The organism is Photorhabdus machadonis (assembly GCF_052657765.1).
Genome location: NZ_CP199761.1, coordinates 3,764,666 through 3,779,940, shown reverse-complemented (window position 1 = coordinate 3,779,940; position 15,275 = coordinate 3,764,666). Strand labels below are relative to the sequence as shown.

The following is a 15,275-nucleotide window of genomic DNA, read 5'->3' as shown; positions in this document are numbered from 1 at the left end:
TGACACGATTAATTGCTAGAAACATTTCCCACAAGGATTGCTGTGAAGTTGCGATCTAACGGGCTAATCAATCCCGAGCGTCCAGTGAGGATAATGGCGCGATTCACGGTGACAGAAACAATCACAGAATTGTCTTTCATACCACCGTGATCTGACCAATCACAATCCCACCGAGGGTAGTTTAGCGTTGTCACCACCACCGGAGGTTGAGTAAATTGTCCCGAATAGTCCAGTTCATATCCCCCCGTGTCAAGTTTTTTAACAGTTATTCCTCCAGTTGGATTTTCGTATATTGTTCCATTTGCATTGACCGAAACCGCTAAAATAATCGCCATATATATCACCTCTTAAAAAAGTTTGGACCCCTATGAAAACTGCACCCTTGTATATCAACATTGCAATCAATGGACTTTATCGAAGTACAACATACTGTAAATCACCATCAAACTTCTTAAGAAAACCTAGATTTCCTGATGTATGCGCTATGTTTATCCAACCCACCATCATCCAAACGTGGACGTATATCCCTATATGCTCAATCTACCACCGGTTTGAATAACGTTTGTTCATATACAGGCTCTTAAGCAGTAACTGTATATTTTAGATAGAAAAAAGGCTTCATTTATGATCTGATAATCGTCGCCAAACTAATACCAAAACCACGGATGAAGCCTGTGACGATTATCGCTATAAAACACCAATTAATGCAATTCTTCAGTGACGTTTCTTTGCAAAAAATGGCGCTTCGCTGCGGGTTTATTCAGCGCGTGAGAAATATCGAGCCTCATACGCTTATTCTCAGTCTTATCACAGCGCTCAGTTCGGGGAAAGTGACGTCTATAGCTCAGCTACACCAAAAATTTAATGGCCTGTGCCCCGATGAAAAACAACACGTTAGCTACCGTCCTTTTTATAATCAGCTACGGAAAGCGGCTTTTGTTGAATTTGTCAAAATATTGGTCAGGTTTGCCATGGCACAATGGGCTGAAAAGCACCTCGTCCTGCCCAAAAAACTCGCCAAATTTCAAAATGTTATTTTACAGGATGGCAGTTCATTTAAAGTCCATTCGGCACTGGCTGATGTTTTTCCTTGTCGATTTCAGGCAACCGCAGCGGCAGTGGAATGTCACATGACCTTGTCATTATTAACCCAGTCTCCCGTGAAAATGGCTGTTACTGCAGATACCGCCTCTGAGCGGACTCACCTGCCTATTCCGGCAACATTGCATGACCAATTATTATTAGCGGATGCCGGTTATGTCGATTTTGAGTATTTTGAACAACTCTCACGCTCAGGCGGTTCGTTTATTGTGCGGGGCGGTAAATCGCTTAATCCCCAAATAATCAGGGCACGCAATGGTCAGGGAAAAATCTTATCGAAGCTGTCCGATAAGCCCCTGAAATCCGTGACACGCAGAACGAATCGTTCTGAGGTGTTGGATCTGATTTGTCGGCGTAATGGCTATGAGTTTCGCCTGATCCGCCGTTGGTTTGCTGAAGAAAAACGTTTCTGTCTCTGGCTGACTAACTTATCAGTCGAGGAATTTACAGCCAATGACATCATGGATATTTATCGTTGCCGCTGGCAAATAGAACTGTTGTTTAAAGAACTCAAATCACACACGAACTGGCACCGGTTTACGACACGAAAAGAAACGTTGGTCACGGGGCTTATCTGGCTGAGCTTATTAGCGTTGTTGCTCAGACGCTCGCTGGCAAGGCGATTATTCCCAGCGGTTTCACTGCTTAAAGCGGCCCAAAATACGGAGATCTGGTTAAAACCCATAATAGAAAATCTCCTCCAAAGGGCATGGTCGGAAACGTGTTTTTGGCTGGAAAAAGCCAAAGCCTATTTATCCCAGAATGCATTCAAAACACCGCAAAGAAAGTCGTCTAAAAACAAAACATTGGATGCGTGTTTTGAACGACTTAATTCTTAAGATCCTGTATATGAACGTTTGTTAACAGGGCAACCGCATGAATGATTAAATATCACTCACATTAGCAAAACCCGCCTGTAATACTCGCTCCAAAAATTGGGTTTTCATCCATATTCGTCTACGTTTCGCTTTGATGCTTAATTGACTCGTTTCTTTTTTCAGCATGTTTAACGAAATACGTCGTAATATCGCGATATTTTCCGCCGCATTTTCACGGTAAATTTGACAATTATCTTCCTTAAACGTCGCATCAAGCACCCAGTGAAGGTTATTCTCTATTTGCCAATGGCTGCGTACTGCCTGAGAAAATTGTTCTTCCGTCAGTCTGGCTGAACTGATGTAGTAACGGTACTCCAGACTGGGCAATTTGCCGTTTTCTTGCCTGCATCCGACTGTGACGCCCAGTGTTTTTAATCCCGCCCATTCCGGAAAATCGGTTTTGAATGTCTCGGCATTCAGCACATGGCTTTCTCTGATTTCCAGACGCCCATGACCCCGTTCTATCCGCGTTTTTTCGGTTGTTAAGGGCAAAACGCGCTGGGCTTCCAGGGCTTTTTGAATGGCACGATGGAGACGTTTTTGGTTGTCTTTCACACTTAATAAATAATCCGCGCCGGCATCAATAATCTCCTGAGCAATCTGCGTTTGGCATCCCATCGCATCAATGGAAATCAGCGCGCCTTTCAGTTCCAATAACTTAATGAGTTCCGGGATTGCGGTAATTTCATTGGATTTTTTCTGAGTTTTAACCTGGCCGATGACCATTTTATTGGCTGTCGCATAAGCACTCACAAGGTGGAGCGCCGAACTGCGTTCTCCCGGGGCATAGGCACCCCGTAAGACTTTACCATCAATCGCCACCAATTCCCCCTGAGTGACCTGATGAACCGAACGCATCCAGTTGATAAAACAAAGATTAAATTGTTCCGGATTAATCCGTGAGAGAAGTCGGGCAATCGTGTCATCAACAGGGATCCCCTCCTTGAACATATTATGTTCAAGAAACCATTCATGGTGGCCTTCAATATACTCTTGGATCTCACTCCAACCATCTGCGCCGCCCAGAACAGCGCACAATGAGGCAAATAAAATATCGAATAAAGGGTAGGCGACTTTGGCGCTTTGACGGGGATCTTGAATGTCTGAGAAATGTTCAGTAAAAATATCAAAGCACAGGGTTTTTGCTCTCAAAAAGAGAGTATGAGATCATAACTATTACTGTCGGTCAAATCTGATTTTTTTAACAAAATATTCACGATCTTGCCCTGCGTTTGTTAGGGGCTGTTGATGTTTTAAAGTCATTATTCAATCAACCCACATCGGCAACCAGACAATGATGAATGCGAGTGCCACCATACTGGTATAATTCCGTTCAAGTTTATCGTATCTCGTTGCTATTGCTCGAAAATGCTTAATTCGAGCAATAGCATTCTCGACTAAATGGCGATAACGGTATAAGCACTTATCAATACCCTGGTCTGTTTTTCGACTATTTTTACGATAAGGGAGCACTGGAGTCGCATCCCGTTGTTTAATAAACATCCTGAAACGCTGACTGTCATATCCTTTATCAGCAATAACTGCTTCGGAAGTGGGAGACTTGGAAATAAGGCTTTCTGCGTGAACACTGTCATGAACCTGCCCCCCCGAAAGTTCAAAATGAACGGGCAAGCCTCCGCTGTCTACCGCTAAATGGATCTTGGTTGAACGTCCACCACGACTTTTGCCTATCGCCTCGTCGTTATCTGAAGCAGCTCCAGCACTATGTTGATGAGCCCGAACGATAGTCCCATCAATGAACAACCACTCTGTATCTGCAATCGCAGATAACCCTTTGAAAATAATCTGTAAAATACCTCTCTTTGACCAAGCGTTGAAACGCGAAAAGACCGTATTCCATTTGCCGAATTCTGTGGGTAAATCGCGCCAGGGGATGCTTGTTCTCATCCGATAAATAATGCCTTCCAAGGTCAAACGGTGTTCAGGTTTATCATAAATCCAACCGGTGTGTTGCATGAATGCGGATAGCTTATTCCAGTAGAGATCTGTTAACATTGTTCTCGGCATGATGGTGAGGTCTGGTTGTTTTTTGGCGAAAGTAATTATATCAAATCATCATGCTGTCTAATAATCCCCCGAAAAACATCAACAACCCCGTTTAACTTTTGTAAACGGTTTTTCAAAACTCACTCTGAGATATACATACGATGTGTACGAATTACCACTTTGAGCAACAATTTTATCCAGTGTCTCGTATCCATATATATAACCTTCCTCTTCCCAGCTCCAGGCAACGTAATTTTTATTACCATTGATTACGTTCAACACTTTGTCCTGATCCCCCCTATTCGCGTATCCCAATACCTTCTTATTATTGGTGTCTATAACCTCAACCCTACGCGACTTTAATCTTAATACTTGCATCGATGGATTCTTCGGAAGTTCGAGAATCGCGCTGTGGGATTCGTCCACGCAGTGATATTTCCGAACAGCGGTAACGACGCTAACATACTTGGGGTCATACGAGAATTCAATGTCGGGCATCCACGAATCAAATTCAAACCTTGAACCTTGAATAAGATCTTCAAGATTTCCAGAGGGCTTATAACTAAACCCCACATCAGCATCCTCGTTAATCAAATTGCTTCGCATATCAAATTGAGAGTAGGCTTTGTTAATTATTTTAAACGAGTCGATCTCAATATACGAACGACTGACAACCTCCTTCGCCGAATCCAGCACTAGGTTAAGCATATTTTGGGGCTCAACTTCCTTAATGATGTCCTTTATGCCATATTTACTGGTTTCCAATCCGTCTTTCTTATACATCTGAAGAACAAGATGATTATTGCTTTCTGGCAAAACCGTTAAACGCGTCAAATAAACGCAGTTATTTTTCCCAAAACCACTTGATCTGGTAGTAGTGCGACCAGGGGCCAACTTTCCGTTATCCGGCTCTTTGCCACTCCAAAACGTATCAGCCCCCGAAATGAGTGTAATAGCTGTACTTGTGATGGCAAAGGATATGGCCGCCGCCGTTCCTCCTGGAAGCGCCAGACCGAGAACGGTCACTCCGAGACTAAGCGCACCGTAGACAACGGTTTTCATTACAGTATCATCGCCTGAATCGGCTAACTCACAAAACCATATTGAGTCGGTATCGTTAAGTATTGTACTGATCTCCCCCCATAGAGACTTAATCCCATTCGGGACATCCTGAAGGGTATTTTTTATAAGTCGGCTAACAACCGGCGACACTTCCTGCTCCTGAAGGTTAGTTAACGTCGATGTAAACAACGTGCCACCATTCTCATCCTTCATTGCGATAATTAGAGACTCTTTGTCTGTAGCAATTAATCCAATCAATCGGAAATTCTGCCCCCAATCAATGGAAATGTTAAAACCAAATTCCTGTGGTTCAAGCTCACTAATTACACCACTTGAACTTCTGGATTCATCGAGATTATCGTTGATGATAACCGACGACTCCCACGAAACAATTACTGGCTGGTTGACTTCAATTTCAGATGGAAAGATTACAACCAAGTCACCGTCTGCTGAAGACCAGATTGATTTCAATTTTCCGGCGTAGATGTACATGCACCCTCCTTATGATCCTTGATGCCCAAACTTTGGACAAGACAAAATTTCTTTATCGGGAAGATAAAAATACGCTAAGGCATGATCATATACAGGCTCTTAAGCAGTAACTGTATATTTTAGATAGAAAAAAGGCTTCATTTATGATCTGATAATCGTCGCCAAACTAATACCAAAACCACGGATGAAGCCTGTGACGATTATCGCTATAAAACACCAATTAATGCAATTCTTCAGTGACGTTTCTTTGCAAAAAATGGCGCTTCGCTGCGGGTTTATTCAGCGCGTGAGAAATATCGAGCCTCATACGCTTATTCTCAGTCTTATCACAGCGCTCAGTTCGGGGAAAGTGACGTCTATAGCTCAGCTACACCAAAAATTTAATGGCCTGTGCCCCGATGAAAAACAACACGTTAGCTACCGTCCTTTTTATAATCAGCTACGGAAAGCGGCTTTTGTTGAATTTGTCAAAATATTGGTCAGGTTTGCCATGGCACAATGGGCTGAAAAGCACCTCGTCCTGCCCAAAAAACTCGCCAAATTTCAAAATGTTATTTTACAGGATGGCAGTTCATTTAAAGTCCATTCGGCACTGGCTGATGTTTTTCCTTGTCGATTTCAGGCAACCGCAGCGGCAGTGGAATGTCACATGACCTTGTCATTATTAACCCAGTCTCCCGTGAAAATGGCTGTTACTGCAGATACCGCCTCTGAGCGGACTCACCTGCCTATTCCGGCAACATTGCATGACCAATTATTATTAGCGGATGCCGGTTATGTCGATTTTGAGTATTTTGAACAACTCTCACGCTCAGGCGGTTCGTTTATTGTGCGGGGCGGTAAATCGCTTAATCCCCAAATAATCAGGGCACGCAATGGTCAGGGAAAAATCTTATCGAAGCTGTCCGATAAGCCCCTGAAATCCGTGACACGCAGAACGAATCGTTCTGAGGTGTTGGAGCTGATTTGTCGGCGTAATGGCTATGAGTTTCGCCTGATCCGCCGTTGGTTTGCTGAAGAAAAACGTTTCTGTCTCTGGCTGACTAACTTATCAGTCGAGGAATTTACAGCCAATGACATCATGGATATTTATCGTTGCCGCTGGCAAATAGAACTGTTGTTTAAAGAACTCAAATCACACACGAACTGGCACCGGTTTACGACACGAAAAGAAACGTTGGTCACGGGGCTTATCTGGCTGAGCTTATTAGCGTTGTTGCTCAGACGCTCGCTGGCAAGGCGATTATTCCCAGCGGTTTCACTGCTTAAAGCGGCCCAAAATACGGAGATCTGGTTAAAACCCATAATAGAAAATCTCCTCCAAAGGGCATGGTCGGAAACGTGTTTTTGGCTGGAAAAAGCCAAAGTCTATTTATCCCAGAATGCATTCAAAACACCGCAAAGAAAGTCGTCTAAAAACAAAACATTGGATGCGTGTTTTGAACGACTTAATTCTTAAGATCCTGTATATGAAGGCATGATTAATGTTTTCTATATTTGAGGATTATACTTAATATCTTCCTCTTCATTCATTAATGTCTTTAGTTTGATATTCGTAATTATGGATATATTGAGTAATCATTTTTTATCCTCATTTAACTTAATCTAGATTTTCCATGATTAAATAGATTTTCATAATTCCTATATAGTTTGTCTATTTAATTAATATCCGGGCAGTACAAATCTGATGTCTGATAGACCGCATTAACTCATTGCTCTGCTATACCCGTTATCCTTCAAGTTGCCTCTTTGTTGGCTGCACTCGTTCACCCCGGTCACATAGTTATCTATGCTCCCGGGGATTCACTCCCTTGCCGTCGCGATGCATCTTGAAATCCATAGGGTATATGCATAGCGTACTACCCTTGCTACACAAGGAGTTGTACAAAGTGGAGTACTATTTTGGAAAGTTATTTAGTATCCTAGACTATAACATACTTCCAATATTGCCCTCCGGTTTTTTTATGCTCTTTGTATCTATCCAATCAACCCTAAAGATTATTTAGACACGCTACCGCCCCTAGACAGTTACCCAGTACTTATAGAATCTAAGAAACTGATTAATGGAACATTCTCATCAATCCAGAAATCAGCGGTTGACCACGAAGAATTAAGATTGATACTTAATTATTAAGATTAACTTACAATTTTCAAAATACAAATATGATAGAAAATAAATTTATGTATTTGGATAACTTGTATATAATTCAACAACAAAGTTAGGGATTTTGATAACCCTTTAGCGTATTGTTTGAGTACAATCAGACGCATCGTGATGTGAAACCAATCAAACACATGCTATAAGTTAAATTGAAGCTCTCTAAGATTACCTGCACCATCAGATAGACATGTAACTTGCTGATTCAGGGCGGGATTTCACTTTGTATTTAATTTAATCAAAGATAAGTTGACTACGAAATTCCGCTGACCATATTGCTCTTCGACGTTTAGCCGCCTGACTATCCTTTATACTGGTATTTTGTTTAATTACATTTAATGCAATTCGATTAAAAAGAGCCATTTGTGCTGCTCCATCAGGATCTTTAAGCGAGATAGCATCTTCCCTAAAAGTCACGTCCAAAACCCAGGGCAGCTCATTTTCCACCGACCCGTGTTTTCTTATTGCCGTAGCTGCCAGTTCTGCATCTAAAGGGAGTGAACTGACATACCAGCGTGAATCACGGTGGGGGGGCTGACCTTTCAATTTTCGTTCACTGACTATTTCGATAATCGATTGTATTGAAGGCCATTTTGTCTGAAGTTCTTCCGGCAACCCGGCACGAATTTGCATAACGTGGCGGTACTCTTCTCGCCCATGACCTTTGGTTTTCTCTGTAAATTCAAAAAGTTCATTACTTTCATAATGCGCCGCAAAATGTGATTTAACAAACTCAGAAAGTTTTTTTTGATTACTTTTGACACCCACAATAAAATCGCCGCCCCGTTGGGTAATTAACTCAAGGGTTTCTTTCTGGCAATGCAGGGCATCCATTGTGACTATCGCTCCATCAAGTGCCAATAATTCAATCAGTTGTCTTGCAATCGGACCTTCTTTGCCTTTACTTTCAGCTGCCCGGTGATATAGGGCAACACCGGATTCCACGTCATAAGCACTGACCCCATGCAGAGCTTCAAATAGGGTTCCTTTGCAAGTCCCTCTCATTGTTTTTCCATCAATAGCGATAAGACTTTTTCCTGCCTTGGTCCGGCGCTGGTTGATCCAGCCATAAAAGGCTTCAACCAGTGCATCTTGTTCTATCATTTTGATAATATTAGCAATACAGTGACGACGAGGAATGCCATGAGTAAAGCGCGTATATTGTTTAAGCCACTCAATTTGTATCTCCCCAAATTCCTGAATGGATTTCCAGCCAGAAGCCCCACATAACACGGCAGCAAAAGCCAAAAAAATCACATCCATTAATTCATGTTTTTTATTGATGTCAGAACGGGGGTCGTCTATCTTGCTGATAAAGCTGAAAATACTCATTGTTATAATCACTATTTTAATAGAATAGAGTGATCTTAGCGTTTTAATGAGGGAGATGGCCATAAGAAGTGATCACGGGTTTTTATTTAATCTTAATAACCTTACTAATAATATGAGATCTCACCCTGCTTGCTGATTAGCCTGCACTGGGAGCATAAAAACCGTAGAACACTTGTAGTAAAATGATTTGACTCGGGTGAATTTTTTACACAGAAAGGCTTTTCTCGATTTATCCTGGCAATGGACATAGAAGGAATTCTTCATTGCTGAGTCACATTATGTAAATCTACCAATTATTATAATTGGAAAATAAATGTAGATTCAAATACAGCCATATTTAATTGCAAAGGATGTAAAACTGTTATTCTATCAATGACTATGATATATTTATGTTTTACGAAGATAATAATGGTACTTACGGATATTCATAATGAATATAAAAAGCCAATGTTTTGTAGCGAAAAGTTTTGATTGTGAAAATCTTCAGATATCGCACTTGGTTACAGAAAAAGTATTAAGGTACAACATTTACGAAAACAATTTTTTGTATAAAATCATTGATAATGGAAAGCCTGTTCAATCTGTCTGATTGAAGATATTTTTGCTGACTGCAAAGCACGTATAGCAAAAATACGTACGTCTATATCTATGCCAGTGTTAATAAAGTAATATGAAGTATATAATTGAAAATGATTTTCCTTTCGAGCAAATTGCTCTAATTGCGGAAATCGAAAGTTACAGAAAGGAAATTAACCGTCCTATCTACCACATTCATAAATGGTGGGCGAAGCGTTTAGGAAGCGTATTCTGTTCTATTGTTTCCGGTGCTCTTACTGAAGGCTAATGGAAGGACTTTTACGAATACCAAAAATATACCGGAAAGGTTGTGCTTGATCCTTTTATTGGTTCGGGAACTACATTGGGGGAAGCGGCGAAGCTTGGAGCAAGTATTATAGGATGTGATGTCAACCCACATCCGGGAGAGCTGTCATTTTCAGCTACTGTACTCGCACATGGCATTACCCGCCACAAGCAAGTTTCCTATCTATTCAACGATACGGATTTCACGGTAGCCTTTCACATCGTGTTCACGAATGCCGAGAAGCATAATGAGTACCAGATATCCAAAGCGCATGTGGACAAATTCATTCCGATGAGCAATCCGAACTGGGAAAAAATCCGAGTATTCGATAGCGAGATTCAATGATGAAACAGCACGCAGCGCCTATTGAAAAGTGAACTGCCCCTACCCCGGTAGACGATAGTCTAGGTATCTGGATTTATAGGGGCAAATCCACCTTTCATTCTAACTCCAGTATCTTTTTATGATGGCTGGAACAAAACCCAGGGAGTCTGCGAAAGAATCCAACATTACGATATTGACTTTTCCGTCCTTCCAAGTATCAGAAAAAATAACCGGGAGCATCGAAGCATTGGTTGTCTGTTCCCATTCTATTACTGAATATGGATGTCCATCTATCAGGTTTTCCCACCATGTCGACAAATAGTCTCCGCTTTGTATGGTGAGAATACACTGCATCACCCAGAATTTGTTAGCGGGTTTTTGGGACAGCTCCTTGCCAAGGTAGTCTTTTAGCACGTCGATGTCGTCAGTGTTTGGCCAATTTGATTGTATGCTGCCACACCAAAAAGCCGGGTGGTTTTGGGAAAAATCACCGCCATTATAATCGTAATTCACAATTATCTGCGCCCCGCGTCCCCATATGCCTTCTGGCGTCGCGTCAGGCCCCAAACTTGGGGGGGCTAACTTGCTGCCTAATATATTTTCAATCAGATTGGCCAGGTCATTGTGATCGTTAGCCGATAGCTCATAAAAATGGTTAAAATCCAAAATGATGATTTCAGATTGATGTTTATCAATAAAGTTTTTAACCTGATCCAGTACGTCAGCAACAGAGGTTGAAAACAAACTATGGCAAATGCATGGACCATTATTTATTGCGACCCGTAGATCGAAATATCTGATGCCCGCGTACAATTGCTGCGTTATATCAAAATTCTGCGTTTTTGCCCAGCGGGCTACCAAATCGGGATAGAATTCGTCTAGCCACTTCAACGCCCCCGCCATATCCGGCGATCTTACGTTACCGTATGATATATCAGAAGTACCAGAATCGTGAGTTCCGGGAATCATCAAGTTCCGTAAAGGGGTTTTGTTATATTTGGAATTATCCTTCCAGAATTGGCCCATCCAATCGGGAGCCGCCCTGCACAAAGTAAATGTTATGTACTCTTTTTCACCCTCTCCGGTTTGGTAACCACCATAGAACGTGTAGTCCGGCGCATTGAACCACGTTTGTCCATTGATCATTATTTGGTTCTTGTCCGTGCCAAAGTATGGATTATCCCAGTCTAGTTCAACTTTTGTGCTGAGTGCCGTGTATACTGCCTTGCCTTCCGTTCCCGTCGCAATCCCATCAGAATCGCTTCTCCAGTGAACTGTTTCCCACGGACCTATCGTGCTCGGCGGTTTGTCAATCCATTCTCCATGGGCCAACGAGCAGCTGTCCAACGTCAATATGGCTTGGGTAGAATTATAGAATGTAACGTGTACCTCTCTTGACGACATAATCACTCCTTACTTTTTATTGCTGTTTCAAAAAACTGCGAAAGCACTATGAACGGATGTTTCCTCGTTACTTGCTATACACCATTTTAAACCTCAAAAATTTAACTTTGGGAATGGCTGCGTCCCATTGAGTATTCAGACGCTTCAACATGCTTAAGCCTTAAAACTAAGTTTAAAGTTAAACATGAGCGAAACATGACTCAACCAATCACTCTAATCACTTGCAATCAGCCCATACATTTTCAACGTCTGCGTTCGGTTAAGGGCGAATCGCAGGAGGAATTAAAAAGATAGAATCAGGTATAATTTAAGTCAAACTCCGCTAATGAAAATTTCACCATAAAAACACTAAGTTCAAGTAAAACCTCACCGGCTTATTTATGTTGCCGCTAATCATTATAAAGTTAATAATTAGCTAAAAATAAAGGCATTATAAAAATATCCGATAGCTGATAGTATCGTCAGTTGGACTAGAGCGAATCCATTTAAGAATCGTCACTTCTCCAGTATCATCATACTGCAAATAGCGCGGCGACACTGCAAATAGGAGAACATAAATAAGTGTGAAGTTGTAGAGGAAAAAACGATTAAAGCCCCTTGCCAAACTTTAATTCATTAACTAGTCTTTAAAAAGCATAAGCGGTATGACTAAAAACACTTTAGGTGTAAGGATAAGCATGAAAATGAATTCATTTCCATAGTAGATCTAAGTAAAAAATGAGCGTTTAATGAAAATTATTTGAATTAACATAGTTAAGATTTTTAAATTATCATCTCAAGTAATAATCTCAAAGGAAAAGCAAAGTATGAGTTTTCAAGGTGGAATAAACATCAAGCTTGCTCCTGCAAATGCTACCCAGATGACTGTAGACTTGCTGAGCGCGCAATTAACCGAGCTTGGACTGACTTGCAATGATGCTAGTAGAGATAAATTGCAAGGTTATATTAATGATGTTCGGTATCGGTTTAGAAATGGCACTGCACAAGCTTTTTTTCTCGGTAATCTTGACCAGGATTTGCAAGAGTATAAGGAAACATCCACTGGGGTTTGGAAACCATTGGACGACCCTCCGGAACGTAATAAATTGTTATATCTCTGCAACTCCACACATTATAATTGGCTAAAATCCAATGACCCAGATTTTGAGGGGTCAGACATCTATTCGACGAGTTCAAAAAAAAGCTATAAGACCGTTGAGGGAGTTAAAGAAGCTTTCTATAAGACGGGGGACCAAATTAGCCAGCAATTGGTAAATGGTTTAGATCCAAAATCAACCGAGTCAAAGCTAACGAATACTTTAGCGAATGCAGGGGGTGATGGGGATAATTGGGATAGTGACTGGCAAGAAGACGCTATTCTTATCGCATTGGACTACAATACTGACACTCATAATGCTGGCGGAATTGGATTCATTGGATTGAAATGGAGAATAATTATTAAGGACTACAAAGGAAAGACCAAAAATCATGAAACACTAATCGCTTTGAAGACGTGGTCTAACACCTATACGGAGCTTGATGATCTACTAAATGATTACAACAAAGCTCATAATCAATTTGGGTGATATACATGAGCTTTTTTATGTTGGTTCATTAAGTGGCATCTAGACAATGAAACAGACCCTGTAAATAATTTTCTGTGTATTTGCCCTTTAATTAAAGGTGGTCGTTTAAACGACCACCGAACTCAATAATAAACTGTTTCCAGTTTTGGAAAGTATAATGCCCATTCAGCAAGATGTGCTGCCAAGCCACCGGCGAGATCCGGGTCAGAGACTCAATGCTTCTGGCGTTACCTTCTGTCTCCAGCCGCTCCAGCAGCCGTGACAGGATCGCTGAGTTGTAATAAATGATCGCATTGGAAATCAACCGCCCGCACTGATTGCTGATTTCTGTCTCAATATCATTTTTTCCGGTTAATTCCTTCTTCCCTCCGACTTTAGCCACTGCGGCACGCAGTTGATGATAAGATTCAATCCGGTTCTGGGAACGACGGATATTGCGTTCCTGTTGTTGATTGCGCAGATACTTCAGCGTGTAAATGCTGCGAACCAACCGGTCATATTCAAATATCGTGATCATAAGTAAGATATTTGACAGGGAATTGAAAGATAATTATGGGAAAAACTTGGACTAAATGGGAAGTTATGGAGATTCAATTGTAAATCCTTTTCAGTATTTGAAAGGCAGACCGAACGAGAATCATGTTTAGTCTGCCATCTGATTTTACTAAGCTCAATTAGTTTGACCTGCCTATTCAGACTCGTTATCGAATAACTTACCTTGCAGGCGATCCAGTTCCTCCTTTCGAATACGTTTCACTACGCTGTAAATCCATTGAATAGAAACACCAAACTTGCGAGCCAGGTCATGATGATTTTTACCGTTAAATTCGTTGAAAATCTCACGATCACGGAGGCTGACTTTCCAAACCATGCCCATAGGAAAATAGACATTCTGACCGCCCCAAACCTGCATCATATGGTTCGCAACAGCTTCACCAATTTGTTCGGCTAACGCAGGCTCAACATGGATTATTTCACTGACCGTGCAAGCTGTATGCTGTGCCAGTTCGACTAGCAACTCAGGACCTTTGCTACGAAAGTTATTCACATCATTCATACTTTTTCCTCGTGACGCGGTTCTGCCACTTCTTCAGTTTTTCAATAATGCTGCTGGCTTGGTCTGAATCTAACCACTGTAAACCATCAATATTCGTTTCACGCTTAACCCAGTGAGCTAAGGCTTGTTCAGAACTATTACGAACAATACCTATAGATGCCATTTCCAGCCACAATGCACGTATCTTCTTTGATTGGGGATGTCTATCTAATGGACGTGATTTTTTGGATTTCCTAAAGGATTGAATTTTAAAACCGCGCTTTTTCATAGCTTCCAAAACGCGAGTTAACTGCGGGATATCCATTTCCCGCGTAGAGGCTTTTCCGGTTTCTGCAAGTAACATCTGGCGATACGTATCCTCGTCTAGTTTTAGATCACTACGTGCAATATGAAAGTAAGCTGAATAAGTTTCTGTTTTGCCATCTTATTCATCCTCTGCTATGTACTCTTGAATTAAGTAAACTAGAATAGCCAGCATTAACTTGATACTACTGAGCTTGGCTGCCGTTTTATCCATGAGTGGTCTCCAGTGGCTGTAAATCCCATGTTGCCACAGATACACCGTATTGCTGACTACAATGTGGACAAACTAAGATTAAATCGACAACCCACTCACCAAATTCAGGAGTTTGGATAACATTGGCTTGTTTTAGATTCATTTTTTCAACAGGTTGTTTGCAGTGATTACATGTTATTTTCATAAATTTGTTCCTTACTTAATTTTTTGTTCAAATGGATAATTGAAAAATTTTCTTTACATGAATTAATTGATATTTAATTAATATCTTTTATAACAGCTTTATTTAAATAATTACGGAGTGTAAGAAGTCGCAGTAGCTTTAAACATAACTTTTCTTTCTACCATATTTAATTACCTGTTACTTAATGAATGTTTTTATTAATGCCAATATATTTTCTTCTTTTCCTCAACAAAGAAATTTTTTTCAAGTAGATCGACAATGAAATTACGAACTTAATATTTACAAGACTTCCATTTCTTTGGTTATGGTATGTTCCGGCCTTGTTGTAACCA

General features: G+C 41.0%; 12 protein-coding genes and 3 pseudogenes. 4 read left to right on the top strand and 11 right to left on the bottom strand.

Annotated features, from left to right (window positions below):
• Positions 1-8: 8 nt before the first annotated feature.
• On the bottom strand, positions 9-335 hold the full coding sequence (locus ACUN2T_RS18020; RefSeq protein WP_445494374.1) for a hypothetical protein: 327 nt from the start codon (positions 333-335) through the stop codon (positions 9-11).
• Positions 336-674: 339 nt separating this feature from the next.
• On the opposite strand from ACUN2T_RS18020, the gene ACUN2T_RS18015 reads away from it, so the two are divergent.
• Entirely contained in the window at positions 675-1,940 is a 1,266-nt protein-coding gene (locus ACUN2T_RS18015; protein WP_323840803.1) for an IS4 family transposase, read from the top strand.
• A 45-nt stretch (positions 1,941-1,985) separates the two neighbouring features.
• Here ACUN2T_RS18015 and ACUN2T_RS18010 read toward each other — a convergent pair whose 3' ends face one another.
• From ACUN2T_RS18010 to ACUN2T_RS18000, 3 genes are all read right to left on the bottom strand, one after another.
• Positions 1,986-3,116, bottom strand: coding sequence for an ISAs1 family transposase (locus ACUN2T_RS18010; protein WP_445497916.1), 1,131 nt, complete (start codon positions 3,114-3,116; stop codon positions 1,986-1,988).
• Between the two features lie 129 nt (positions 3,117-3,245).
• Positions 3,246-4,007 (bottom strand): IS5 family transposase, encoded by a 762-nt coding sequence (locus tag ACUN2T_RS18005; protein WP_445494372.1) that lies wholly within the window; start codon positions 4,005-4,007, stop codon positions 3,246-3,248.
• Positions 4,008-4,085: 78 nt separating this feature from the next.
• Entirely contained in the window at positions 4,086-5,540 is a 1,455-nt protein-coding gene (locus ACUN2T_RS18000; RefSeq protein WP_445494370.1) for a hypothetical protein, read from the bottom strand.
• A 193-nt stretch (positions 5,541-5,733) separates the two neighbouring features.
• Between ACUN2T_RS18000 and ACUN2T_RS17995 the strand changes: the two genes are divergently transcribed.
• A complete protein-coding gene (locus tag ACUN2T_RS17995) occupies positions 5,734-6,999 on the top strand; it encodes an IS4 family transposase (protein ID WP_445497915.1) in 1,266 nt (421 codons plus the stop codon).
• Positions 7,000-7,763: 764 nt separating this feature from the next.
• Here the strand turns inward: ACUN2T_RS17995 and ACUN2T_RS17990 are convergent.
• Positions 7,764-7,904 (bottom strand): annotated as a pseudogene (locus ACUN2T_RS17990) (ISKra4 family transposase); the annotation flags it as partial.
• Positions 7,905-7,932: 28 nt separating this feature from the next.
• Positions 7,933-9,030 (bottom strand): ISAs1 family transposase, encoded by a 1,098-nt coding sequence (locus ACUN2T_RS17985; RefSeq protein ID WP_445494368.1) that lies wholly within the window; start codon positions 9,028-9,030, stop codon positions 7,933-7,935.
• 886 nt (positions 9,031-9,916) lie between these two features.
• Between ACUN2T_RS17985 and ACUN2T_RS17980 the strand changes: the two genes are divergently transcribed.
• Positions 9,917-10,237 carry a DNA methyltransferase gene (locus ACUN2T_RS17980; protein WP_445494366.1) on the top strand — a complete coding sequence of 107 codons (321 nt, stop codon included), beginning with the start codon at positions 9,917-9,919 and terminating at the stop codon, positions 10,235-10,237.
• A 99-nt stretch (positions 10,238-10,336) separates the two neighbouring features.
• On the opposite strand, the gene ACUN2T_RS17975 is transcribed toward ACUN2T_RS17980, so the two are convergent.
• Positions 10,337-11,620 carry a phosphatidylinositol-specific phospholipase C domain-containing protein gene (locus ACUN2T_RS17975; RefSeq protein ID WP_445494364.1) on the bottom strand — a complete coding sequence of 428 codons (1,284 nt, stop codon included), beginning with the start codon at positions 11,618-11,620 and terminating at the stop codon, positions 10,337-10,339.
• A gap of 806 nt (positions 11,621-12,426) precedes the next feature.
• Here ACUN2T_RS17975 and ACUN2T_RS17970 point away from each other — a divergent pair.
• A complete protein-coding gene (locus tag ACUN2T_RS17970; RefSeq protein ID WP_445494362.1) occupies positions 12,427-13,185 on the top strand; it encodes a hypothetical protein in 759 nt (252 codons plus the stop codon).
• 91 nt (positions 13,186-13,276) lie between these two features.
• Here ACUN2T_RS17970 and ACUN2T_RS17965 read toward each other — a convergent pair.
• The 4 genes and pseudogenes from ACUN2T_RS17965 to ACUN2T_RS17950 all read right to left on the bottom strand — a co-directional run.
• Positions 13,277-13,693, bottom strand: a pseudogene (locus ACUN2T_RS17965) (Tn3 family transposase); the annotation flags it as partial.
• A 180-nt stretch (positions 13,694-13,873) separates the two neighbouring features.
• Positions 13,874-14,242, bottom strand: a complete 369-nt coding sequence (locus tag ACUN2T_RS17960; RefSeq protein ID WP_036843675.1) for a Mor transcription activator family protein — start codon at positions 14,240-14,242, stop codon at positions 13,874-13,876.
• Positions 14,235-14,665, bottom strand: a pseudogene (locus tag ACUN2T_RS17955) (gp16 family protein). The gene ACUN2T_RS17960 and the pseudogene ACUN2T_RS17955 overlap by 8 nt, the downstream one beginning before the upstream one ends.
• Before the next feature lie 86 nt (positions 14,666-14,751).
• Positions 14,752-14,943: a hypothetical protein gene (locus tag ACUN2T_RS17950; protein ID WP_011147641.1), complete on the bottom strand. Its 192-nt coding sequence runs from the start codon at positions 14,941-14,943 to the stop codon at positions 14,752-14,754.
• Between the last annotated feature and the right edge of the window lie 332 nt (positions 14,944-15,275).

Bases quoted from the DNA above. Each gene is read 5' to 3' on its own strand.
- ACUN2T_RS17975 (WP_445494364.1), bottom strand. From the start codon at position 11,620: ATGTCGTCAAGAGAGGTACACGTTACATTCTATAATTCTACCCAAGCC.
- ACUN2T_RS17985 (WP_445494368.1), bottom strand. From the start codon at position 9,030: ATGAGTATTTTCAGCTTTATCAGCAAGATAGACGACCCCCGTTCTGAC.
- ACUN2T_RS17960 (WP_036843675.1), bottom strand. From the start codon at position 14,242: ATGAATGATGTGAATAACTTTCGTAGCAAAGGTCCTGAGTTGCTAGTC.
- ACUN2T_RS18000 (WP_445494370.1), bottom strand. From the start codon at position 5,540: ATGTACATCTACGCCGGAAAATTGAAATCAATCTGGTCTTCAGCAGAC.
- ACUN2T_RS17970 (WP_445494362.1), top strand. From the start codon at position 12,427: ATGAGTTTTCAAGGTGGAATAAACATCAAGCTTGCTCCTGCAAATGCT.
- ACUN2T_RS17950 (WP_011147641.1), bottom strand. From the start codon at position 14,943: ATGAAAATAACATGTAATCACTGCAAACAACCTGTTGAAAAAATGAAT.
- ACUN2T_RS18020 (WP_445494374.1), bottom strand. From the start codon at position 335: ATGGCGATTATTTTAGCGGTTTCGGTCAATGCAAATGGAACAATATAC.
- ACUN2T_RS18005 (WP_445494372.1), bottom strand. From the start codon at position 4,007: ATGCCGAGAACAATGTTAACAGATCTCTACTGGAATAAGCTATCCGCA.